A 23091-nucleotide genomic window follows, 5' to 3' on the forward strand; every position below is an offset into this window, starting at 1 on the left:
GTCAGGCCTCGGTCGACTCGGTGGACTCGGCCTCGGCCTCGTCCGCCTTCTTGTCGGCCTTCTTGGCCTTCGGGGTGATGGCCTCACCCTTGTTGTCGTCGCCCTCGAGAGTCTTGGCGAACTCGTCGAAGGAGGCGCGCTTCTCGTCCTTGGTCGCCGGGGCGAGCAGCGGCTTCTCCGGGGCCGGGAGGCCCTTGTGCTTCTGCCAGTCGCCGGTGAGCTTCAGGATGGCGAGAACCGGCTCGGTCGGCTGGGCGCCGACGGACAGCCAGTACTGCGCACGCTCGGAGTCGACCTCGATACGCGACGGGTTGTACGTCGGGTGGTAGAGGCCGATCTCCTCGATCGCACGACCGTCCCGGCGGGTGCGGGAGTCGGCGACGACGATGCGGTAGTGCGGCTGGCGGATCTTGCCGAGGCGCTTGAGCTTGATCTTGACTGCCACTGGAGTGGTGTCTCCTGGTCTTGACGTGGTGGGGCACTTGAGATGCCACGTGGGGTTGCGGTACTCGGGTGCCCGATGGACGCGTCAGCCGGAGGAGAGAGGGGTCCTGTGCGACTGTCGAGTACAGCTAGCCATTGTGCCACACACGGCGAGCTCAGCTGGCGGCGCCCACCGTCTCCGGGATCCGGAAGGGCTTGCCGCAGCCGCCGCAGACGATCGGCGCCTGGGCGAGCACGGACGGCACCACGCGCACGTTGCGCCCGCAGTCGCAGACGGCCTTGACGCGCACGCCGCCGCCCGAGGAGCCGTGCCGGGCGGCCGGTCCGCGGAAGGAGCGCTTGGTGTCGGCGGCGGTCGCGACGGTGTGGGCCTTGAGGGCGCGCTGGAGCCGCTCGATGGTGGGCCGATAGCGCCGCCGGGCCTCCGGGTTGAGGGTGACCAGGGAGAAGCCGCTGCTGGCGTGCGGTTCCTCGGGGTGGTCGAGGCCCAGCTCCTCGGCGATCGCGAGGAATCTGCGGTTGTGGTAGCGGCCGGCGCGGGAGGTGTCGCGGACACCTCGGGCGGCGGCGATGCCGTGGACTGCCTCGTGGAGCAGTCGCTCGAAGGAGAGCTCGGCGCCGCAGGCGGACGAGGACTCTCCGATCAGGGACTCGGGCGCGGCAAGGTCGGGCAGCTCGGGGTGGTGCCGCTGAATGTCGGCCCACGCCTGTGCCAGCTCTGCGGCGAGAACAGGTGGTGTCGTGCTCACGTCGGGTACAACGAGCCGGATCCCCTCCGGGTTCCATTCCGGGGCAACTCAAATATTTTGCACGTACCCGTCAGTCGGTACGGATCCATGGGGGCTGGTGCGTAGCGGCGCATACGCCCCGGCGCGCGGGCGTGTCACGCGCGCCGGGACGGTGGTGGAAGGGACAGTACCGGGTGTCTGCCCGAACTCGGGCACCGGCCCCCTCCCCCGCGTACGCCGGCTCCCGCACCGCCAGAAGTCGTCCGGTGCGAGCACTGGACGGGCGCCGGGATGCGCAGTTCCCTGGCTACGGGGGGTTGTCGTCCAGGTACGGATAGGGGCGCTTTCCATGACACCTACGCTCGTCCCGCACCACCCCGCGCGCGACTGGGCCGAGATCCAGGAACGGATGCTCGTCCCGCTCTACGAGGCGGTGTACGAACGGCTCGACGTGGGCCCCGGATCGCGGGTGCTCGGCCTCGGCTGCGGCTCCGGCCTCGCGCTGCTGATGGCGGCGGGGCGCGGGGCGCACGTGGCGGGGCTCGACCGGGACCACGCGCGCGTGGCGCTGGCCAGGGAGCGGCTGCCGGAGGCGTCGCTGAGTACGACGGAGGTGCCGGAGGGCGGTCCGTACGACGTGATCACGGCCTTCCACGCGGCCGCGGGGCTCGGTGAGGAGCCGGCTGCCATCACCCGTTCGGCCGAACGGGGCGCGGCTTTCGTGCTGGCCGGCTGGGGCCCGGCGAACCGGTGCGCGACGACCTCCGTGCTGCGGGTCGCGGCGCGGCTGACGGGCTGGCGCCGCCGGCCGGACCGGCCGGCCCGTCCGCGTGACCTGGAGGACGCGGCGGCCGCGGCGGGGCTGCGGGCGGAGTCCTCGGGCCAGGTGGCGTGCCCCTTCGGCTACGCGGACCGGGACAGTGCGGTCAGGGGCCTGATGTCGACGGGCGCGTTCGACGCGGCGGTCGGTGCCACGGACCAGGACCAGGTCGAGAAGGAGCTCCTGGAGGCACTGGAACCGTACGCCCGGCCCGACGGCACGGTCTGGATGCCGAACGTCTTCCGTTACGTGATCGCGCGCTGCCCCTGAGAGGCGCCGCGCCCCGGCCTCAACCCGCCGCCGGCCCACCCGCCGGACCCGCGCCCGGACCGCCCGTCGGGCCTTCGGCCGGACCGCCCGCAGGACCCGCGCCCGGACCACCCGTCGGACCCGCGCCCGGACCATCCGCCGGGCCCTCGGCCCCACCCTGCGCCCGCTCCTCCGCCCCGCCCTCCCCCGCGCCCTCCGCCCCGTCCTCCTTCCGCAGCCGGGCGATGCCGGCCGCCCGGTAGGCCGCGTCCTCCTCCAGGGTCTCGTTGGCGAGCAGGGCCTCGGCGAGGGCGTCGAGGCGGTCGCGGTGGTCACGGAGCTGGCGTACGGCGCTCTCGTAGCACTCGTCGACGATGCGGCGCATCTCCGCGTCGACGGTGTCGAGGGTGGCGGGCGCGGCGGACAGCCCGTAGGCCTGCTGGGCGTCGCCGGGAATGGCGGTCAGGCGCCCGACGCGCTCGCTCATGCCCCAGCGGCCCGCCATGCCGCGGGCGATGTTGGTGACCTGTTCCAGGTCGCTCTCGGCGCCGGTGGTGATGACGCCGAAGACGACCTGCTCGGCCGCCATGCCGCCGAGCGCGCCGATGATCCGGCCGCGCAGGTACTCCTCGGTGTAGGCGTACTTGTCGGCCTCGGGCGTGGACAGCGTGACGCCGAGCGCCCGGCCGCGCGGCACGATGGTGATCTTGCGGACCGGGTCGGCGCCGGGCTGAAGCATGCCGAGCAGCGCGTGACCGCTCTCGTGGTAGGCGGTGCGGCGGCGCTCCTCCAGCGGCATGACGAGCGGTCGTTCCGCACCGAGCTGGACCTTCTCCAGCGCGTCGGACAGGTCGGACTGGGTCACGGTCTTCTGTCGGCGCTTCACGGCGAGCAGGGCGGCCTCGTTGGCCAGGTTGGCGAGTTCGGCGCCGGTCATGCCGGGCGTGGTCTTGGCGACGTGTTCGAGGTCGACGCCCTGGGCGAGCGGGATCTCCCGGGTGTGGATCCGCAGGATGGCCTCGCGCCCGCCTCGGTCGGGCGGGTTGACGTGGACGATCCGGTCGAAGCGGCCGGGGCGGGTCAGGGCGGGGTCGAGGACGTCGGCCCGGTTGGTGGCGGCGATGACGATGACGCCCTCGGACCCGGTGAAGCCGTCCATCTCGGTGAGGATCTGGTTGAGGGTCTGCTCGCGCTCGTCGTGACCGCCCATGCCGGCGCCGGCGCCGCGGGCCCGGCCGATGGTGTCGATCTCGTCGATGAAGATGATCGCTGGCGCGACCTTGCGGGCCTCGGCGAACAGCTCGCGCACGCGGGAGGCGCCGACGCCGACGATCATCTCGATGAACTCGGAGGCGGAGGCCGAGAAGAACGGCACGCCCGCCTCGCCGGCGACCGCCCGGGCGAGCAGCGTCTTGCCGGTTCCGGGCGGCCCGGCGAGCAGCACGCCGCGCGGCATCTTGGCGCCCATGGCCCGGTAGGAGTCGGGGTTCTTCAGGAAGTCGACGACGTCGTTGAGCTCGCCCTCGACCTCGTCGATGCCGGCGACGTCCTCGAACGTGGTGCGCCTGCCCGCCTCCAGCTGGACCGGCTTGGGCGGGGCCTTGCGGCCGAGCATGCCGCCCGCGCCGCCGAGACCGGAACTCATCCGTCGGGCGATGAACACCCACAGCAGGACGAGCAGCACCATCGGGGCGAGCGAGATCAGCAGGTTGGCGAGGAAGCTGCGCTCCTGGACGACGGGTTCGGCGGTGACGACGACGTTGTTCCTGGTGAGCTGGGCCCACAGGTCGTCGTCGGCGAAGGCGGGGCGCTGGGTGGTGAACTTGGTGTAGTCGCCGTCGCCGTTCGGGACGGGCTGCTTGTTCTTCAGCTGGCCCTGGATGGCGTCGCCCTTGGAGTAGATCTTGGTGACGTTGCCGGCGGCGACCTGCTTGTCGAACTCGGTGTAGGAGATGGTCGGGCCGTCCTTCTCGTTGAAGAAGGACAGCACGAGGTTGGCGATCAGATAGACGACGAGCGCGGTGAGGACGAGGCCGCCCCAGCCTCCCGGCATCTTCCTCCTGGACGGCGGAGGCGGCGGGGCCCCTTCCGAGCGCCAGGGCTGGTCGGTCCGGTCGCGCGGGGGCACGGCGTTGGCCACGGGCTCTCCTCGGGGCACGGCGGCAGTGGCCTCAGTATCGAAGAGCGGGACCGACCCGGCATTACGGATGGGCCGGGCGAACGAAAAGGGGCCCGCGGCGGTTTCGTACCGCCGCGGGCCCCTTCGTACGACGTCGTGCGGTGACGTCAGCCCGTGAACTTTCAGCCCGTGAAATGTCAGCCCATGAACTTCTTGAACTCGTCCGGGAGCTCGAACTCGCCCGGGCCCTGGCCCGCCGCCGGCAGCCCGAACGCGCCGCCGGCCTGCGCCTGCTCCCGCTTCGCCTGGGCGGCCTGCTCCTCGGCCTTCCGCTTCATCGGGTTGCCGCTCTTGCGCTTGCCCTTGGCCTGCTTGAGCTGCTTCTTCTGGCGGCCGGGGCCGCCGCCCATGCCCGGGATCCCCGGCATGCCCGGCATGCCGCCGCCCTGGGCCATCCGCGACATCATCTTGCGCGCCTCGAAGAAGCGCTCGACCAGGCCCTTGACGGCGCTGACCTCGACGCCGGAACCACGGGCGATACGGGCACGGCGCGAGCCGTTGATGATCGTCGGGTCCTGGCGCTCGGCCGGCGTCATCGACTTGATGATGGCGCCGACGCGGTCGACCTCACGCTCGTCGATGTTGTTGATCTGGTCCTTCATCTGCGCCATGCCGGGCAGCATGCCGAGCAGCTTGGAGATGGAGCCCATCTTGCGGACCTGCTCCATCTGCGCCAGGAAGTCGTCGAGCGTGAAGTCCTGGCCCTTCTTGGACGCCAGCTTGGAGGCCATCTTGGCGGCCTCTTCCTGGCTGAAGGTCTGCTCGGCCTTCTCGATGAGCGAGAGCACGTCGCCCATGCCGAGGATGCGGGACGCCATGCGGTCCGGGTGGAACGCGTCGAAGTCGTCCAGCTTCTCGCCGTTGGAGGCGAACATGATCTGCTTGCCGGTGACGTGCGCGATGGAGAGCGCGGCACCGCCGCGGGCGTCGCCGTCGAGCTTGGAGAGCACCACGCCGTCGAAGCCGACGCCGTCGCGGAAGGCCTCCGCGGTGTTGACGGCGTCCTGACCGATCATGGCGTCGACGACGAAGAGGACCTCGTCGGGGCTGACGGCGTCGCGGATGTCCGCGGCCTGCTGCATCAGCTCCTGGTCGATGCCGAGGCGGCCGGCGGTGTCGACGATGACGACGTCGAACATCTTCGAGCGGGCGTGCTCGATCGAGTCCTTCGCGACCTGGACCGGGTCGCCGACGCCGTTGCCCGGCTGCGGACCGTAGAAGCCGACGCCGGCGCGCTCGGCGACGACGCCGAGCTGGGTGACGGCGTTGGGACGCTGGAGGTCACAGGCGACGAGCAGCGGGGTGTGGCCCTGGCCCTTGAGCCAGAGACCGAGCTTTCCGGCGAGGGTGGTCTTACCGGCACCCTGGAGACCGGCGAGCATGATCACGGTCGGCGGGGTCTTGGCGAACCGCAGACGGCGGGTCTCGCCGCCGAGGATGCCGATGAGCTCCTCGTTGACGATCTTGATGACCTGCTGCGAGGGGTTCAGCGCCTTGGAGACCTCGGCGCCGAGCGCCCGCTCCTTGACGCGGGAGATGAACGCGCGGACCACCGGGAGGGCGACATCGGCCTCGAGCAGCGCGATACGGATTTCCCGGGCCGCGCTGTCGATGTCCTGCTCGGAGAGGCGGCCTTTACCCCGGAGGGACTTGAAAGTCGCGCTGAGGCGGTCGGAAAGCGTATCGAACACGGTGGTCGCGATTCCTCGGGTCGGGGTGGGCAGTCACCCAAGGGTATCCGGCCCGTGGACGCGGGCGCCCTGGCCTTGCGGCTCGGGGCGCCCGGGACCTCAGCGCAACGCGTCCTCCAGTGTCTTCGCCAGGCCCGCCGCCTCCTCGGACCCGAGGAGCGAGCCGTCCAGCCTCGTCACGTACAGGGTGTCGACCGCGTTGGCGCCGAGCGTGGAGACGTGGGCGCTGCGGACGCGGACGTCGGCGCCCTCCAGGGCGCGGCCGATGCGGTGCAGGAGGCCCGGGGCGTCCTGGGCGCGGACCTCGAGGACGGTGGCGAGCAGGGAGCCGGCGGCGGCGACGGTGACGCGGGGCGGCGGGGCCGTCACGCCGCGCCGCCTCGGGTAGGCGGCGTCGCGTTCGGCGAGGCGGGCCGGCACGTCGAGCGAGCCGTCGAGGGCGCGGACCAGGTCGGCGCGCAGCCGGTGGGCCTCGGGCAGCGAGCCGTACTCGGCGGCGACGCGCCAGTCGAGGAGGAGGACGGGCCCGTCGCCGAGCTCCGGGGGCAGGGCGACGGCGCGCAGGTCGGCGGCGCGGACGGTGAGGCGGTGCAGGGCGAGGACTCCGGCGACGGCCGGCAGCACGCCGGGCCGCTCGGGCACGGCGACCAGCAGTTCGACGCCCACCGGTTCCGGCTCGGGCTCGGGTTCCCCGGTGTCGTCGGAGTCGACCGGCTCGGTGTGCAGGGCGAGCACCGGTTCGCCGGTCCTGAGCGCCTCGATCGCGAGCCGTTCCTGTTCGGCGCTGGGCGCGGCTGCCTCCGGGTCGGGCGGTTCCTCGCCCGCGAGGACGCCGGCGACCCGTTTGACGAGGTCGGCCACCAGGGAGGCGCGCCAGGCGGACCAGGCGGCGGGTCCCGTGGCGAGGGCGTCGGCCTCGGTGAGGGCGTGCAGGAGCTCCAGGGCGCCGAGGGTGCCGACGGCGGCGGCGACGGACTGGACGGTGGCGGGGTCGTCGAGGTCGCGGCGGGTGGCGGTCTCGACGAGCAGCAGGTGGTGGCGGACGACGGTGGCGACGACGGCGACGTCGGTCCGGTCGAAGCCGATCCGGGCGGCGACGTCGCGGGCGATGGTCTCGCCGGCGACGGAGTGGTCGCCGGGCCAGCCCTTGCCGATGTCGTGCAGGAGCGCGGCGACGAGCAGCAGGTCGGGCCGGTGGACGCGGCGGGTGAGGGCGGCGGCGCGGACGGCGGTCTCGACCAGGTGCCGGTCGACGGTCCAGGTGTGGACGGGGTTGCGCTGCGGGCGGCAGCGGACGCGTTCCCAGTCGGGCAGCAGCCGGGTGACGAGCCCTTCGGCCTCCAGGGCCTCCCAGACGGGGACGGTCGGCTCGCCGGCGCCGAGCAGGGTGACGAGTTCCTCGCGAGCCTCGGCCGGCCAGGGCACGGGCAGCGGAGCGGCGGTGGCGGCGAGCCGGCGTACGGCGTGCAGCGAGAGCGGCAGGCCGGCCTGGGCGGCGGCAGCGGCGGCCCGCAGCGGCAGGACCGGGTCGCGTTCTGGGCGGGCGCTGAGCGCGAGCACGACCTCGCCGGCCATCTCGACGACGCCCTCGGCGAGCGGGGTGCGCGCGACGGGCGGTTTGGCGCCGCCTGAGCGGCCGCCGCGGCCGCCGAGCAGGCCGCGGAGGCGGGGACGGGCGGAGCGGGCGGCGAGAACCCGGTTGACCTCGCGCCAGGTGACGTCGGAGGCGTACGAGACGGTGCGCGCGGCCTCGTAGACCTGGCGCAGCAGGGTGTCGGCGTCGAGGAGGCCGAGTTCGGCGGCGACGGCGTCCTGTTCCTGCAGGGCGAGCCGGTCGGTGGCGCGGCCGGTGGCGAGGTGGAGCGCGTCGCGGGCGTCGAGGAGGACGCGGCGGGCCTCGTCGAGTCCTTCGCGGGGCGCGTCGGCGAGCCAGGAGGCGGCGACGGCGCGCAGCACCTGGGCGTCGCGGAGTCCGCCGCGGGCCTCCTTGAGGTCGGGTTCGAGGAGGTACTGCAGTTCGCCGGAGCGTTCGGCGCGTTCGCGGCACAGGGCGTCGAGCTCGGGGAGCCGGCGCGGGGCCTGGTTGCGCCAGTCGGCGAGGACGGCGGTGCGCAGGGCGGCGACGAGGCCGGTGTCGCCGGCGACGGGCCGGGCGTCGAGGAGGCCGAGCTGGACCTTGAGGTCGTCCCCGGCGGTCCTGCGGGCCTCGGCGGCGGTGCGGACGGAGTGGTCGAGGTCGAGGCCGAGGTCCCACACCGGGTACCAGAGGCGGTCGGCGAGGGCGGCGACGGCGGAGGCGTCCGCGCTGCCGTCGTGCAGGAGCAGCAGGTCGAGGTCGCTGCGCGGGGAGAGCTCGCCGCGCCCGTAGCCGCCGACGGCGACGAGCGCGGTGCCGGGAGGTGGCCCGGCGGCCTGGAAGAGGCCGGCCAGCCAGTCGTCGGTGAGGCGGGCCAGCTCGGTACGGCGCGGCGGCCCGGACCGCGCCTTCTCGGTGAGAAGGCGCAGCCGGGCCGCCGCGTAGCCGCCGGGTCCCGAATCTTCCGTTTCCGTCGTCACGTCGAGGCTCGTCACCAGCGGTTCCCCTGTTCGTTCGGGTCCTGGAGGCCGATCGGGTCCTGGAGCGTTGGAGCCCTTGAGGCCTTTCGGGTCCTGGAGCGTCCGGCCCCCGCAGGCCCTTCGGTCCTAGAGCGCGTCCGGTCCGCGTTCGCCGGTGCGGACCCGTACGGCGGTCTCGACCGGCACGCTCCACACCTTTCCGTCACCGATCTTGCCGGTGCGGGCGGCCTTCACGACGACCTCGATGAGCTGTTCGGCGTCGTCGTCCTCCACCAGCACCTCGATGCGGATCTTCGGCACGAGGTCGACGGTGTACTCGGCGCCCCGGTAGACCTCGGTGTGGCCGCGCTGGCGGCCGTATCCGCTGGCCTCGGTGACGGTGAGCCCGTGGACCCCGAAGGCCTGCAGCGCCTCCTTGATCTCGTCGAGCCGGTGCGGCTTCACGACCGCGGTGATGAGCTTCATGCGTCCACCTTCGTGTTCTGCGTCGGGGCGGGGGCGAGGACGGAGCCGGCCGCGGCGGTGCGTCCGGCGATGCCGCCGCCCGCCCCGCTGAAGTCGTACGCGGTCTCGGCGTGCTCGACCTGGTCGATGCCGGAGATCTCGTCGTCCTCGCTGACCCGCATGCCCATGGTCCTGTCGATGATCAGGGCGAGGAGCGCGGAGACGAGCAGAGAGTAGGCGAGGACGGAGAAGACGCCGACCGCCTGCTTGCCGAGCTGCTCGAAGCCGCCGCCGTAGAAGAGGCCCTTGGCCTTCGACTGGACGCCGCCGGTGGCGAAGAAGCCGACGAGGAGGGAGCCGATGACACCGCCGACGAGGTGGACGCCGACGACGTCGAGGGAGTCGTCGTAGCCGAACTTGTACTTCAGGCCGACGGCCATGGCGCAGACCAGTCCGGCGACGGCGCCGATGGCGATCGCGCCGAGCGGGGAGCAGGAGCCGCCGGAGGGCGTGATGGCGACGAGGCCGGCGACCGCGCCGGAGGCGGCGCCGAGGGTGGTGAAGGAGCCGTGGCGGAGCTTCTCGTACGCGAGCCAGGCGAGCATGGCGGCGGCGGTGGCGACCTGGGTGTTGACGAACATCACCGCGCCGACGCCGTCGTCGTTGCCGAGCCAGGAGCCGGCGTTGAAGCCGAACCAGCCGAACCAGAGCAGACCGGCCCCGAGCATGACCAGCGGGAGGCTGTGCGGGCGCATCGGGTCCTTCTTGAAGCCGACCCGCTTGCCGATGACGAGGATCACGCCGAGGGCGGCCGCGCCGGCGTTGATGTGGACGGCGGTGCCGCCGGCGAAGTCGATGACGCCCATGTCGAACAGCCAGCCGCCGGTGCCCCAGACCCAGTGGGCGACCGGGAAGTACACGACGGTGGCCCACAGGGTGATGAAGAGGGCCCAGGCGGTGAACTTGACGCGGTCGGCGAGCGCGCCGCTGATGAGGGCCGGGGTGATGATCGCGAACATCAGCTGGAAGACGGCGAAGACGTACACCGGGACGGTGTAGCCGTCCCACAGCTCGGTGAGGCCGATGCCGCTGAGGCCGACGTAGTCGGAGGACCAGCCGAAGAGCGAGGCCGAGTCGGTGCCGAAGGCGATGCTGAAGCCGTAGAGCACCCACAGGATCGTGACGATCCCGAGGCTGATGAAGCTCATCATCAGCATGTTGAGGGTGGACTTCACCCGGACCATGCCTCCGTAGAAGAAGGCGAGCGCCGGGGTCATCAGCATGACCAGGGCGGAGCAGATGAGCATGAACCCTGTGTTGGCGGCGGACAGCGTGGGCTCGCCTGCTGCCAGGGTCGTGATGGCTGCTGCCATCGGCGTCTCCTCGTCGTCGAATGCGGCCGTGCGGGGCGGGGCCGAGGGGCTGGCCGGCCGTGAGGGTGGCCGGTTATGCGCCAGAGATTCGCGCAGCGCGGTTTCGGCCGATGCCGCTCGATGTTTCGCCGCAGTGACGAAGGGGCGGGGCGTGTTACGCGGCCGTGAACGCCGGGGTCACGGCGCGGTAACGGGCGTACCATCCCGAAGCCGGTCCGCAGCCCATCCAGAGCCCGTCCTAAGCCCGTCCAGGGCCTGCCCGGGGCCTGCCCGGCGCCCCGGCCCAGGGCCGGGCCCCGAAGCCCGTCCGGAGCGCCACCCCGGGGCCCCGAAGCCGCCTCCCGAAGCCGCCTCCCGAAGCCTGTCCCCGAAGCCGTGCAGAGCGCCGGTACGGAACCGGCCGCGTCGGCCGTCCGTGGGTCCGTGCGGCGGGGGAGCCGATGCGGGCGTTACGGGACGGCCGGCGCGGCCGGGGTTTGGGGGAGCCGTGCTCCGCGGGCCTCAGACGGCCTCCGCGGTCTCGGGGAGCAGGGCGGTGAGCCGGTCGGTGAGCTGGACGACCTCGGCGACGTCGCCGAAGTCGCGCGCGGCGGTGTCGACGGTCTTGCGCAGCCGGGTGTTGACCCGCTCGGAGCGGACCTTGCGGGCGACGCCGAGGGCCTTCTCGGCGAGGACGACCGACTGCTCGGGCTCGCGCTTGAGGAGGTGGACGGTGGCCATGCCGATGAGGTTGAGGGCGTAGCTGCGCTGGTGCTCGGGGTCCTTCTCGAAGAGGTCGACGGCCCGTTCCATGACGGGTTCGGCGAGCGAGGCGTAGGTCGGCGAGCGGCCGGCGACATAGGCGAGGTCGCGGTAGGAGTGGGAGTTCTCGCCGTTGAGCTCGGCCTCGGAGAAGAAGCGGATCCAGTCGGGCTCGGGCTCGCCGTCGAGGCCGACGTCGGCGAAGGTGTCCTCGGCCATCCGCACGGCCCGCTTGCACTTGGAGGGCTGGCCCATGTTGGCGTAGGCGCGGGCCTCCATCGCATACAGCATGGCCTGGGTGCGCGGGGTGGCGCAGTCGCGACTGCCGTACTGGGCGAGGTGGATGAGCTCGAGGGCGTCGTCGGGCCGGCCGAGGTGGATCATCTGGCGGCTCATCGAGGACAGGATGTACGAGCCGAGGGGCTTGTCGCCGGCCTCCTTGGCGGCGTGCAGGGCGAGCACGAAGTACTTCTGGGCGGTGGGCTGGAGGCCGACGTCGTAGCTCATCCAGCCGGCGAGTTCGGCGAGTTCGGCGGCGCAGCGGAAGAGCCGCTGGGCGGTGGCGGAGGGCTGTGGCTCCTGGAGCAGGTCGGTGACCTCGTGGAGTTGGCCGACGACCGCCTTGCGGCGCAGCCCGCCGCCGCACTGGGCGTCCCACTGACGGAACATCACGGTGGTGGACTCGAGCAGGTCGAGCTCGACCGGTGAGAGCCGGTGGGCGCGCCGTTCCTCGCCCGCCCCGGGCCGCTCGGGCTCGCCGGCCGGGGTGGGCACCAGCCAGCGCTGCATGGGTTCGATGAGCGCGGGCCCGGCGGCGAGCTGGAGCGAGGTGCCGAGGAAGCCGCGGCGGGCGAGCATCAGGTCGCTGCGGGAGAACTCGCTGAGCAGGGCGACGGTTTGGGGCCCGGCCCAGGGCAGGTCGACTCCGGAGACGGAGGGCGACTGGTGGGCGGTGCGCAGGCCCAGGTCCTCGACGGCGACGACGGAGCCGAAGCGCTCGGAGAACAGCTCGGACAGGATCCGCGGGATGGGTTCGCGGGGCTGCTCGCCGTCGAGCCAGCGGCGCACCCGGGAGGTGTCGGTGGAGATGTGGTGCGCGCCCATCTGGCGTGCCCTGCGGTTCACCTGGCGCGCCAGCTCGCCCTTGGACCAGCCGCTGCGCACGAACCACGAGCCCAACTGCTCGTTCGGGCGCTTGCCGGCAGTCGTACCGTCTGCGCCGTTGCCGCCCACTGGAACGCCTCCATCCACCTGATGTCGTCCTGCGATCCCCTGCCAGCATGCCGCTTCTCGCGGTGCCCGTCCGGCGTTTGTGCTCCTTCGAACGGAAAACCGGGTTGCCTCCGGCATACCCGTGCGCGGCTCTCGGCCCCGGGGTTCGTGTACCGAAGGTAATCCTACGATCACCCGTCCGGGCATGGCGTTTCAAGAAACGCCACCATTCGCCACCCCTTCGAATGAACTCGCCGCGCACGGAACGCGATTCACTTGACATGCGACGGACCAGGGTCGGCGTACCGGAGCGCGAGGAGGCGCGCGCGGCGGTCCGCACCACCCGTCCACGCTCCCGTACGCCTCTGTTGCGGCGGAGCGTGACGGCCGATCTCCGGTCCGTAACCACCGGCGCGTCCGACCCGTTGGAGGGGGCATGGGCTTCACGATCGGCGGCATTCGTGAGATGCGGTCCGGCTCACGTCGCCGCGTACGCACCACGGAGTGCACAGCGGTGGCCGAGTACACCGGACTGTGGGGCTGGGACGTGGTCCCGGGCGCGCGGGCGGTCGCCGGCCGCTGCTCCTGCGGCGATCCCGTCTGTACGGCTCCGGGCGCGCATCCGCTCGGCTTCGCCGAGCCGGTCGCGGCGGGCGCGGGTCTCGACGACGCGACCAAGGCGTGGTCGCGGTATCCCGGAGCGGCGATCCTGCTGCCGGTCGGCCGGGCCTTCGACGTGCTGGAGGTCGCCGAGGCGGCGGGCCGCCGGGCGCTGGTCCGGCTGGAGCGCATGGGGCTGCCGCTGGGGCCGGTGTGCGCGACGCCGACGGGCCGGGCGCAGTTCTTCGTGGCGCCGGGCGCGGCGGCCGAGCTGCCGCGGCTGCTCTACCGGATGGGCTGGGACGACGCCGATCTGGACCTGCGGTGCCTGGGCCCGGGCGCCCATGTCACCGCCCCGCCGTCCGACCTGGGCGGCCTCGGCCCGGTCCGCTGGCTGCGCCCGCCGACCCTGGACACGGCCGGCGCGCCGCCCCAGGCCCGCCTGCTGCTCGGCACCCTGGCGTACATCTGCCACCGGACGCACTACTGACCGGACCCGGACCCTCGGGACCCGGACCACACCGGGACCCGGACCCTCGGGACCTGGAACCTCAGGCCCCGGACCACACCGGGACCCGGCCCCTCGGGACCCGGGTGTCCTGAGGCCCCGGACCCGGTCACGCGGAAGGGCCCCTGCCGTTGAGCTGCGGCAGGGGCCCTTCTCGTACGCGCGGGTGTGACTGGAGGTCCGGTCAGTCGCCGATGAGGGCGTCGACGAAGGCGCCCGGCTCGAAGGGCGCCAGGTCGTCCGGGCCCTCGCCCAGGCCGACCAGCTTCACCGGGACGCCCAGCTCGCGCTGGACGGCCACGACGATGCCGCCCTTGGCGGTGCCGTCGAGCTTGGTCAGGACGATGCCGGTGATGTCGACCACCTCGGCGAAGACCCGGGCCTGGATGAGGCCGTTCTGGCCGGTGGTGGCGTCGAGGACGAGCAGCACCTCGTCCAGCGGGCCGTGCTTCTCGACGACGCGCTTGACCTTGCCGAGCTCGTCCATGAGGCCGGTCTTGGTGTGCAGCCGGCCTGCGGTGTCGATGAGGACGACGTCGGCCTTCTCGGCGATGCCCTCCTTGACCGCGTCGTAGGCGATCGACGCCGGGTCGCCGCCCTCCGGGCCGCGCACGGTGCGCGCGCCGACCCGCTCGCCCCAGGTCTGGAGCTGGTCGGCGGCGGCGGCGCGGAAGGTGTCGGCGGCGCCGAGGACGACGGACTTGCCGTCGGCGACCAGGACACGGGCCAGCTTGCCGGTGGTGGTGGTCTTGCCGGTGCCGTTGACGCCGACGACCATGACGACGCCCGGGACGTCCTCGGGGCTCTCGGTCCTGACGGTGCGGTCGAGGTCGGCGCCGAGGAGCGCGATCAGCTCCTCGCGCAGCAGACCGCGCAGCTCGTCGGGAGTGCGGGTGCCGAGCACCTTGACGCGCTCGCGCAGCCGGTCGACCAGCTCCTGGGTGGGCGCGACGCCGACGTCGGCGGTGAGAAGGGTCTCCTCGATCTCCTCCCAGGTGTCCTCGTCGAGGTGCTCGCGGGACAGCAGCGTGAGCAGTCCCTTGCCGAGCGAGTTCTGGGAGCGGGCGAGGCGGGCCCGGAGCCGGACGAGACGGCCGGCGGTGGGCTCGGGCACCTCGATCGCGGGCGCGGGCGGCGCCTCGACGACCGGGTCCTCGACCGCGGCGGGCGTCTCCACGGCCTCCTCGGCCGTGGGGAGCTCGACCTCTTGGACGGTGCGGCGTGGTTCTTCCCGCGGTGTCTCCGCCTCGTCGCCGACGTGCGGTTCGGCGGGCGGAGCGGTGATGGTCGGCGTGGTGGACGGCGGCTCGGCCGGCGGCAGCTGCTTCTTCTTGCGACCGCTGATCACGAGCCCGCTGGTCACGGCGACCGCGACGACCAGAGCGATGACTACAGCAAGGATGAGTTCCATAACGTCACCCAGTATCGGCCACGAAGGGCCCGGGGCACGGAGAACGTCGCGGGGGGCGGCGAAGACGTTGCACGTAACACGTAAAGTGGGTGCTTCCCCCCATCTGTACAACGGAGTACCCCTATGTCCCACGCCTCCGAGACCGAAGGCGCGCAGAGCGGCGGCACGCTGGAGAGCCGCGGCCTCGAACCCGTGCCCGACGCCGAGCGGACCGGCCGGGTCGGCGAGCTGTTCCCGACCTGGGTCGCGGCCAACATCAGTGTGCTGCTGCTCACGATGGGCGCCGGTCTGATCGTGTTCAACGGCCTGAACTTCTGGCAGGTCCTGCTGGTGGCGGTGGCCGCGCCGGTCCTCTCGTACGGGATCGTGGGCCTGATCTCGATCGCCGGCAAGCGGGGCGGCGCGCCGGGCATGGCGCTGTCGCGGGCCGTGTTCGGCCAGCGCGGAAACCTTTTTCCCGGGGCGCTGATCTGGGTGGCCCGCTGGGGCTGGGAGACCATCAACGCGGTCACCGGCGCCTACGCCGTGCTCACCGTGCTCGACCTGCTCTTCGGTGTGAGGTCGAACACCTTCCTGATCGTGCTGACGCTGCTGGCCTTCGTCTCCTGCACCTTCCTGGTCTCCGGCCTCGGCATCAACGCGCTGCGCGTGTGCAGCAAGTGGTCGACGTACCTCTTCGGCGCCTTCTCCGTCCTGGTCCTGGTCTACCTGGTGGCGAACACCGACTGGTCGGCGGTCTTCGCCAAGCCCGCCGGCTCGACGGCGATGCTGGTCGCGGGCATCGGCACGATCGCGGCCGGCGGCATCAGCTGGGTGCCGTCGGGTCCGGACTTCACCCGCTATCTGCCGCGTACGGCGTCCTCGAAGGGTGTCGTCGGCTCGACGGTCGGCGGCGCCGGCATCGTGGTGCTGCCGATGGTGCTGATGGGCGCGGTGATGGCGGTGTCGACGCCGGACCTGGCCTCGGCGCAGGACCCGGTCTCCTTCATCGGTGAGCTGCTGCCGGCCTGGATCTCGGTGCCGTACCTGCTGATCGCGCTGCTCGGCATGCTGCTGATCAACTCGATGTCGATGTACTCGGCCGGCTTCACGGCGCAGACGCTCGGCATCAAGGTGCCGCGGGCGGCGGCGGTCAGCGTGAACGCGGCGATCAGCCTGGTCTTCGGCGTCCTGCTGATGGTGGTGGCGACCAGCTTCATCGGCTCGTTCATCTCCTTCCTCACGCTGCTGGCGGTGGCGTTCTCGGCGTGGATCGGCGTCTTCGGCGTGGACATGCTGCGCCGTCGTACGTACGACGCGGAGGCGCTGATGGACACCACCCGCACCAGTGCGTACTGGTACCGCGGCGGTTTCGCCTGGCAGGCGATGACGGCGTGGGGCGTGGCCCTGGCCGCGGGTCTGCTGTTCACGAAGGTCGACTGGTTCTCCGGTCCGCTGGCCTCGTCGTGGATCGGGCGCAACGGGCTCGGCTGGGCGGCGACGATCGTGGTGGCGGGCGTGCTGTACGCGGTGCTGCCGCGCACCGCCGCCGAGGCCGCGGCGGAGCCGGAACGGGTCCGCGAGACCGTTTCCATCTGACGTCACGTCAGATAGCGTCCCCCTTCGCCGGTATCCCACGCGCGGAGGGGGACTTCCCATGCCCTTCACAGTCGTACGGTTCAACCTCGTCGATCCGCAGGCCGATCCGGTCTCCCTCTCGGCCCGCTACCGGGCCGCCGTGCGGATGGCCGCCCATGCCGACGAGCACGGCGTCGACACCGTGCAGACCGAGGAGCACCACGGCGCCGCCAACAACTGGCTGCCCTCTCCCTTCGCCTTCGCCGGCGCCGTCTTCGGGGCCACCCGGAGGATCGCCGTCACGGTCTCGGCGATCATCGGGCCGCTGCACGACCCGCTGCGGCTCGCCGAGGAGATCGCCGTCCTCGACCTGCTCAGCGGCGGCCGGCTGGTCACGGTCGCCGGGATCGGCTACCGGCCGGAGGAGTACGAGGAGCGCGGCGTGGACTGGGGCCGCCGCGGCAAGCTCCAGGACCTGCTCCTGGAGACCCTGCTCGCGGCCTGGTCCGGTGAGCCCTTCAGCTACCAGGGCCGTACGGTTCGGGTCACTCCGCGGCCGCTGACCCAGCCTCACCCGATGCTGCTGGTCGGCGGCTCGTCGAAGGCGGCGGCGCGGCGGGCGGCCCGGCTCGGGCTTCCGCTCTTCCCGAGTGCGCACCTGCCGGAGCTCGAGACGTACTACCGGGAACAGTGCGCCGCGTACGGGACGGAGGGCTGGACCATGATGCCGGCGCGCGAGACGCCGCTGCTGCACGTGTCGGAGGATCCGGACCGGACCTGGGCGGAGTTCGGCGGGCACTTCCTGCACGAGGCGCGGACCTACGCCTCCTGGCAGTCGAAGGAGATCCGCTCGGCGGTGCGGTCGGCCGCGGGCACGGTGGCGGAGCTGCGCGCGGAGGGCGTCTACCGGGTGGTGACGCCCGAGGAGTGCGTGGCGCTCGGCCGTGAGCTGGACAGTCTGGTGCTGCATCCGCTGTGCGGCGGGATGCCGGTCGAGGAGGGCTGGCGGAGCCTGCGCCTGTTCTGCGACGACGTACTGCCCCGGCTCGGGGCATAGGGCCTCGGGCCGGGGCAGTGTCGTGCGAGAGGAGCGGGGCAGCGGGGTTTAGCCCATCTCCTCCAACGCCTTGCCCTTGGTCTCCTTGACGTACCTGAGCACGAAGGGGATGGAGAGCACGGCGAAGACCGTGTAGATGACGTAGGTGCCGGACAGGTTCCAGTCGGCGAGGGACGGGAAGCTGGCGGTGATGGCCCAGTTGGCGATCCACTGCGCGGAGGCGGCGACGCCGAGCGCGGCGGCGCGGATGCGGTTGGGGAACATCTCGCCGAGGAAGACCCAGACGACCACGCCCCACGAGAGGGCGAAGAAGAGCACGAAGACATGGGCGGCGACGAGCGCGACGACGCCCTGGGTGTTCGGCAGCTTGCCGTCGACGAGGTCGGCGGAGAAGGCCCAGGCCTCGAAGGCGAGGGCGACGGCCATGCCGGCGGAGCCGATGAGGGCGAGCGGGCGGCGGCCGATCCGGTCGACCAGGACCATCGCGATCACGGTGCCGATGATGTTGATGATCGACGTGGTGAAGGAGTAGAGGAAGGAGCTCGACGGGTCGATGCCGACGGACTGCCAGAGCGTCGCGGAGTAGTAGAAGGCGACGTTGATGCCGACGAGCTGCTGGAAGACGGACAGGCCGATGCCGACCCAGACGATGGGCAGCAGCTTGAAGGAGCTGCCGCGGACCAGCAGGTCCTTGAAGGTGGACCGGTGCTCGCTGCGCATGGCCCGGTCGATCTCGGCGACCCGGCGGTCCAGGTCGACGCCGCGGCCCTCGACCTCGGCGAGCACCTCCTTGGCCTTGTCGACGCGGCCGGCGGAGATGAGGAAGCGCGGGGACTCGGGGATGGCGAAGGACAGCAGGCCGTAGAGGAGCGCGGGCACGACCATCACGCCGAGCATCCACTGCCAGGCCTCGAGGCCGCCGATCTCGCCGCGCTGCTCGCCGTCGGCGAGCTGGAGGATGCCGTAGTTGACCAGCTGGGAGATGGCGATGCCGATGACGATCGCGGCCTGCTGGAAGGAGCCGAGCCGGCCGCGGTAGGCGGCGGGCGCGACCTCGGCGATGTAGGCGGGGCCGATCACGGAGGCCATGCCGATGGCGAAGCCGCCGATGATGCGCCAGAAGGCCAGGTCCCAGAGGGCGAAGGGCAGCGCGGAGCCGACGGCGCTGACGGAGAAGAGGACGGCCGCGATCTGCATGCAGCGGATCCGGCCGATGCGGTCGGCGATCCGGCCGGCGGTGGCGGCGCCGATGGCGCAGCCGATCAGGGCGATGGCGATGACCTGGGCGAGGGCCGCGGAGCCGATGTCGTAGCGGTCGCGGATGGCCTCGACGGCACCGTTGATGACGGAGCTGTCGTAACCGAAGAGGAAGCCGCCCATCGCGGCCGAGGCCGTGATGAAGATGACGTGTCCGATGTGTTCCGGATGGGCCGAACGGCCCTCGGACGAAGGCGGTGTGGGCGCCTGCGCGGTGCTGGTCACGGGGACTCCTCGGGGCTCCGGCAGCGTCGCCGGTGCGGTGGGGGGCGAGCCCTTCAAGTGGCGCACAACTTCTCGCCGCCCACCACTTGAAGGTAAAAGCAACGTTGCAGAGACTATGCCTTCATGTTTCGAAGTCAAGAGGTCATGTCGTATGACTTGAAACGCACCTCACGGCGACCTGTGTTCACAAGTTGAAGTTCTGTCTCTCAGCGGAGCCTTTGGCTGATGACTTTCGATACCCCGTCGCCCTGCATCGACACCCCGTAGAGCGCGTCGGCGACCTCCATCGTCCGCTTCTGGTGCGTGATCACGATCAGCTGCGAGGACTCCTGGAGCTCCTGCATGATCCGGATCAGCCGCTGCAGGTTGGTGTCGTCGAGCGCCGCCTCGACCTCGTCCATCACGTAGAACGGGCTCGGCCGCGCCTTGAAGATGGACACCAGCAGCGCCACCGCCGTCAGCGAGCGCTCGCCGCCGGAGAGCAGCGACAGCCGCTTGACCTTCTTGCCCGGCGGGCGGGCCTCGACGTCGACGCCGGTGGTGAGCATGTTGTCGGGATCGGTGAGGATCAGCCGGCCCTCGCCGCCCGGGAAGAGCCGGCCGAAGACGCCTTCGAACTCGCGGGCCGTGTCCCGGTAGGCCTCGGTGAAAACCTGCTCGACCCGCAGGTCCACCTCCTTCACGACCTGAAGGAGGTCGGCCCTGGTCTTCTTCAGGTCCTCCAGCTGCTCGGAGAGGAACTGGTGGCGTTCCTCCAGCGCGGCGAACTCCTCCAGGGCGAGCGGGTTGACCTTGCCGAGCTGCTGGTACGCCCGTTCGGCGGCCCGCAGGCGCTTGTCCTGCTCCGAACGGACGAACGGGCGCGGCTGGTTGCGCGGATGGTCCGGGTCCTCGGGCAGCTCCTCGCCCTCGGCGGGCGGCGACGGCGGTACGGGCTGGTGCGGGCCGTACTCGTCGACGAGCACGGCCGGCTCGACGCCCAGCTCCTCCAGCGAACGGGCCTCCAGCTGCTCGATCCGCAACCGCTTCTCGGCGCCGAGGACCTCGCCGCGGTGGACCGAGTCGGTGAGCTTGTCCAGCTCCGCCTTGAGGTCCCGGCCCTCGGCGCGGGCGGCGGCGAGGTCCTCCTCGCGGGCGGCCTTCGCGGCCTCGGCGAGGGCGCGTTCCCGCTCGGCGCGGACGAGCGAGACCTCGACGTGGGCGAGCAGCTGACGGGCGGCGGACGCGACCGCGGCGGCCACCTCCGCCTCGTGGCGCAGCCGGGCCCGGCGCTGCTCGGCACGGACCCGGGCCTCGCGCTCGGCCCGGGCCGCCCGGTCCAGCGAGTCGGCGCGGCCGGCGAGCGCCTTGACCCGCTCCTCGTGGGTACGGACCTGGAGCCGGGCCTCCATCTCGGTCTGGCGCGCGTTGGAGCCGTCGATCGCGAGGCGGTCGCGGGTGGAGGTGTCGGGCTCCTCCTCCGCCGGGGCCTCCTCGGCCACGAGCAGCCGCTCGGTCAGCTCCTCCGCCTCGACGAGTGCCTTCTCCAGGGCCTCCTGGGCGCGGGCGGCCGCCGCGGCGGCGCGCTCGGCCTCCCCGGCGGCGCCCCGGGCCTGCCCGGCGAGCCCGCCGAGCCGCTGGGCGACCGCCGACTTCTCCCGGTCGGCCGACCGGCGCCGCTCGGTCAGCTCCTCCACCAGCCGGGCCGCCTCCCGCCTGCGCTCGCCGGCCGCCTCCTGCGCGGCGGCCAGCTCCCGGCACCGCACCTCCAGCTCGGCCAGCTCCGCCGCCGCCTCGTCGACCGACGCCTGCACCTCCAGCAGACTGGGCGCCCCGCCGGCCCCGCCCTGCGCGAAGTGCGCGCCGAGCAGATCGCCCTCCGCGGTCACCGCCACCAGCTCCGGCCGCGCCCGCACCACCTCGACGGCCTCGTCGAGCCCGTCGACCACGACGACGTCCCTGAGCAACCGCCGCACGGCCCCCATGAGTTCCTCGGGCCCGGAGACGAGCCGCGCCGCGACGATCCCACGATGCGCCGCGGAGGCGGCCGGCACCGGGACTGCGGTGGCGGTGGCGTCGGTGACGGTCGGGTCAGGAGCGGTCGCGCCGGGAGCGGTCGCGCCGGGAGCGGTCGGGTCGGGAGCGGTCGGGTCGGGAGCGGTCGGGTCGGGAGCGGTCGGGTCGGCCGCCGCGGCCTCGGGGCCTGGGGCCCCGCCGGCCGACGCCGGACCGCAAGCCGGGACGGAGTCCCCGGCCGTGGACGGCCGCTCGGGGAGGCCGGCCCCACCGGGCCGGGCCGAGAGGCCGGCATCGGCCGTCGAGTCCTCGGCGGCGTCCGGGCCCGGGCCCGCCAGGAGGAGGGACGCGCGGCCCGCGTCCTGTTTGCGGAGGTGGCGGAGGGCTTCGGCCGCGGCGGTGGGGCCCGTGACGGCGAGGGCGTCGGCGGCGGCACCGAGGGCGGTGGCGATCGGCAGTTCGTGGCCGGGAGCGACCGTCAGGAGCTCGGCCGCCGGGCCGAGGAGGCCGGTGAGGTCCGCGGCGAGGAGGGCGCCGGTGCCGTCCTTGCGGCGCAGGCCCAGGGCGAGGGCGTCGTGGCGGGCGCGGGTCGCGGCGCGCGAGCGGTCGGCGGCCGCGGCCGCCTCGCGGGCGGCGGTGAGCGCGGTCTCCGCGTCGGCCAGCTCGCTCCGGGCCGTCTCGTACCGCTCCCCCAGCTCCGTGTCCCCCGCGTCGAGCCCGTCGACCTCCGCCTTCAGCTGCTCGTACTCCTCCTGCGCGGCCACCGCCCGCTCCCGCGCCTCGTCGCGCGCGGCGGCCAGCCGGTCGATCTCCGCCTGGGCGGACGCGGCGCGCGAGCGGGCCGCGTTGACCTGGCCGTGCAGCCGGGCCAGGCCCTCGCGCCGGTCGGCGATCGCGCGGGCCACGTCCTTGAGGCGGCGCTCCTCGACGGCGAGCGCCCGCTCCAGCTCGGCGCGGTGGGCGACGGTGTCCTCCAGGGCCCGCTCGGCGGCCTCGAGCGCCGCCTCCAGCTCGGCCTCCTGCTCGCGGATCCGGGCGGCCTCGCGTTCCATGTCCTCGGGGCCGCGGCCGCGCCGCTCCTCGGTGGGCCGGTCGACGGCGCTCTTGACGCGGGCGTCGGCGAGCGAGACCGTGCCGCGGACCCGCTCGGCCAGCTGCGACAGCTCGTACCAGGTCTGCTGCGCCCGCTGGAGCCGGGGCGTCAGCGCGCGCACCTCCTCCTCCAGCCGCGCCTCGCGGGCGAGCGCCGCCTTGAGCGAGGTCTCGGTCGCCTCCTTGCGGGCGAGCAGCGCGGCCTCGTCGGCGACCTCGGCCTTGAGCGCCTCCTTGAGGCGTACGAGGTCGTCGGCGAGCAGCCGCAGCCGGGCGTCGCGCAGGTCGGCCTGGATGACGGCGGCGCGCCGGGCGACCGCGGCCTGCCGGCCGAGCGGCTTGAGCTGGCGGCGCAGTTCGTCGGTGAGGTCCTGGACGCGGGCGAGGTTGGCCTGCATCGCGTCGAGCTTCCGCAGCGCCTTCTCCTTGCGCTTGCGGTGCTTGAGGACGCCCGCCGCCTCCTCGATGAAGGCGCGCCGGCCCATCGGGTCGGCGTGCAGGACGGAGTCGAGCTGGCCCTGGCCGACGATGACGTGCATCTCGCGGCCGATGCCGGAGTCGGACAGCAGGTCCTGGATGTCCAGCAGCCGGCAGGTGTCGCCGTTGATCTGGTACTCGCTGCTGCCGCCGCGGAACATGATCCGGGTGATGGTGACTTCGGCGTAGTCGATGGGCAGCGCGCCGTCGGAGTTGTCGATGGTCAGCGAGACCTCGGCGCGCCCGAGCGGAGGCCGCCCGGTCGTGCCGGCGAAGATGACGTCCTCCATCTTGCCGCCGCGCAGCGACTTCGCGCCCTGTTCGCCCATGACCCAGGACAGCGCGTCGACGACGTTGGACTTGCCGGACCCGTTGGGCCCCACGACGCAGGTGATTCCCGGTTCGAACCGCAGGGTGGTGGCGGATGCGAACGACTTGAAACCGCGGAGCGTGAGGGCCTTGAGATGCACGCCTG

Annotated in this window: 15 protein-coding genes; 4 read left to right on the top strand and 11 right to left on the bottom strand. The window is 72.7% G+C overall.

Going from position 1 to position 23091, the window contains the following annotated elements:
* Nucleotide 1: 1 nt before the first annotated feature.
* A complete protein-coding gene (rpsP, locus tag ACIGO8_RS00545; RefSeq protein WP_399722268.1) occupies nt 2-445 on the bottom strand; it encodes a 30S ribosomal protein S16 in 444 nt (147 codons plus the stop codon).
* Between the two features lie 154 nt (nt 446-599).
* Nucleotides 600-1193 carry a hypothetical protein gene (locus ACIGO8_RS00550; protein WP_384421813.1) on the bottom strand — a complete coding sequence of 198 codons (594 nt, stop codon included), beginning with the start codon at nt 1191-1193 and terminating at the stop codon, nt 600-602.
* Nucleotides 1194-1521: 328 nt separating this feature from the next.
* Here ACIGO8_RS00550 and ACIGO8_RS00555 point away from each other — a divergent pair, with 328 nt between their 5' ends.
* Nucleotides 1522-2262 carry an SAM-dependent methyltransferase gene (locus ACIGO8_RS00555; protein WP_399722270.1) on the top strand — a complete coding sequence of 247 codons (741 nt, stop codon included), beginning with the start codon at nt 1522-1524 and terminating at the stop codon, nt 2260-2262.
* A 19-nt stretch (nt 2263-2281) separates the two neighbouring features.
* Here the strand turns inward: ACIGO8_RS00555 and ftsH are convergent, their stop codons facing one another.
* The 6 genes from ftsH to ACIGO8_RS00585 all read right to left on the bottom strand — a co-directional run bounded on the left by ftsH (nt 2282) and on the right by ACIGO8_RS00585 (nt 12458).
* Complete coding sequence (gene ftsH / locus ACIGO8_RS00560) at nt 2282-4381, bottom strand: ATP-dependent zinc metalloprotease FtsH (RefSeq protein WP_399722272.1); 2100 nt, start codon at nt 4379-4381, stop codon at nt 2282-2284.
* A gap of 176 nt (nt 4382-4557) precedes the next feature.
* Nucleotides 4558-6111, bottom strand: coding sequence for a signal recognition particle protein (gene ffh, locus ACIGO8_RS00565; RefSeq protein ID WP_399722274.1), 1554 nt, complete (start codon nt 6109-6111; stop codon nt 4558-4560).
* 99 nt (nt 6112-6210) lie between these two features.
* A complete protein-coding gene (locus ACIGO8_RS00570; protein ID WP_399722276.1) occupies nt 6211-8682 on the bottom strand; it encodes a [protein-PII] uridylyltransferase in 2472 nt (823 codons plus the stop codon).
* A 111-nt stretch (nt 8683-8793) separates the two neighbouring features.
* Complete coding sequence (locus ACIGO8_RS00575) at nt 8794-9132, bottom strand: P-II family nitrogen regulator (protein ID WP_128977495.1); 339 nt, start codon at nt 9130-9132, stop codon at nt 8794-8796.
* Nucleotides 9129-10484 carry an ammonium transporter gene (locus ACIGO8_RS00580; protein WP_399722279.1) on the bottom strand — a complete coding sequence of 452 codons (1356 nt, stop codon included), beginning with the start codon at nt 10482-10484 and terminating at the stop codon, nt 9129-9131. The genes ACIGO8_RS00575 and ACIGO8_RS00580 overlap by 4 nt, the downstream gene beginning before the upstream one ends.
* Nucleotides 10485-10985: 501 nt before the next feature.
* Complete coding sequence (locus ACIGO8_RS00585) at nt 10986-12458, bottom strand: hypothetical protein (protein ID WP_399722281.1); 1473 nt, start codon at nt 12456-12458, stop codon at nt 10986-10988.
* A 415-nt stretch (nt 12459-12873) separates the two neighbouring features.
* Here ACIGO8_RS00585 and ACIGO8_RS00590 point away from each other — a divergent pair, with 415 nt between their 5' ends.
* Complete coding sequence (locus ACIGO8_RS00590; protein ID WP_399722282.1) at nt 12874-13527, top strand: bifunctional DNA primase/polymerase; 654 nt, start codon at nt 12874-12876, stop codon at nt 13525-13527.
* 202 nt (nt 13528-13729) lie between these two features.
* Here the strand turns inward: ACIGO8_RS00590 and ftsY are convergent, their stop codons facing one another.
* Nucleotides 13730-14956, bottom strand: coding sequence for a signal recognition particle-docking protein FtsY (gene ftsY / locus ACIGO8_RS00595; RefSeq protein ID WP_399722284.1), 1227 nt, complete (start codon nt 14954-14956; stop codon nt 13730-13732).
* Between the two features lie 123 nt (nt 14957-15079).
* Between ftsY and ACIGO8_RS00600 the strand changes: the two genes are divergently transcribed.
* Both ACIGO8_RS00600 and ACIGO8_RS00605 read left to right on the top strand, forming a co-directional pair.
* Nucleotides 15080-16534 (top strand): cytosine permease, encoded by a 1455-nt coding sequence (locus ACIGO8_RS00600; RefSeq protein WP_399722286.1) that lies wholly within the window; start codon nt 15080-15082, stop codon nt 16532-16534.
* 58 nt (nt 16535-16592) lie between these two features.
* A complete protein-coding gene (locus ACIGO8_RS00605) occupies nt 16593-17570 on the top strand; it encodes an LLM class flavin-dependent oxidoreductase (protein WP_399722288.1) in 978 nt (325 codons plus the stop codon).
* A gap of 48 nt (nt 17571-17618) precedes the next feature.
* Here ACIGO8_RS00605 and ACIGO8_RS00610 read toward each other — a convergent pair whose 3' ends face one another.
* Complete coding sequence (locus tag ACIGO8_RS00610; RefSeq protein WP_399722290.1) at nt 17619-19052, bottom strand: sugar porter family MFS transporter; 1434 nt, start codon at nt 19050-19052, stop codon at nt 17619-17621.
* 206 nt (nt 19053-19258) lie between these two features.
* Nucleotides 19259-23086, bottom strand: coding sequence for an AAA family ATPase (locus tag ACIGO8_RS00615; protein ID WP_399722292.1), 3828 nt, complete (start codon nt 23084-23086; stop codon nt 19259-19261).
* Nucleotides 23087-23091: the final 5 nt, after the last annotated feature.

Origin of the sequence: Streptomyces sp. NPDC053493, assembly GCF_044544825.1 — a bacterium.
Lineage (GTDB): Bacteria > Actinomycetota > Actinomycetes > Streptomycetales > Streptomycetaceae > Streptomyces.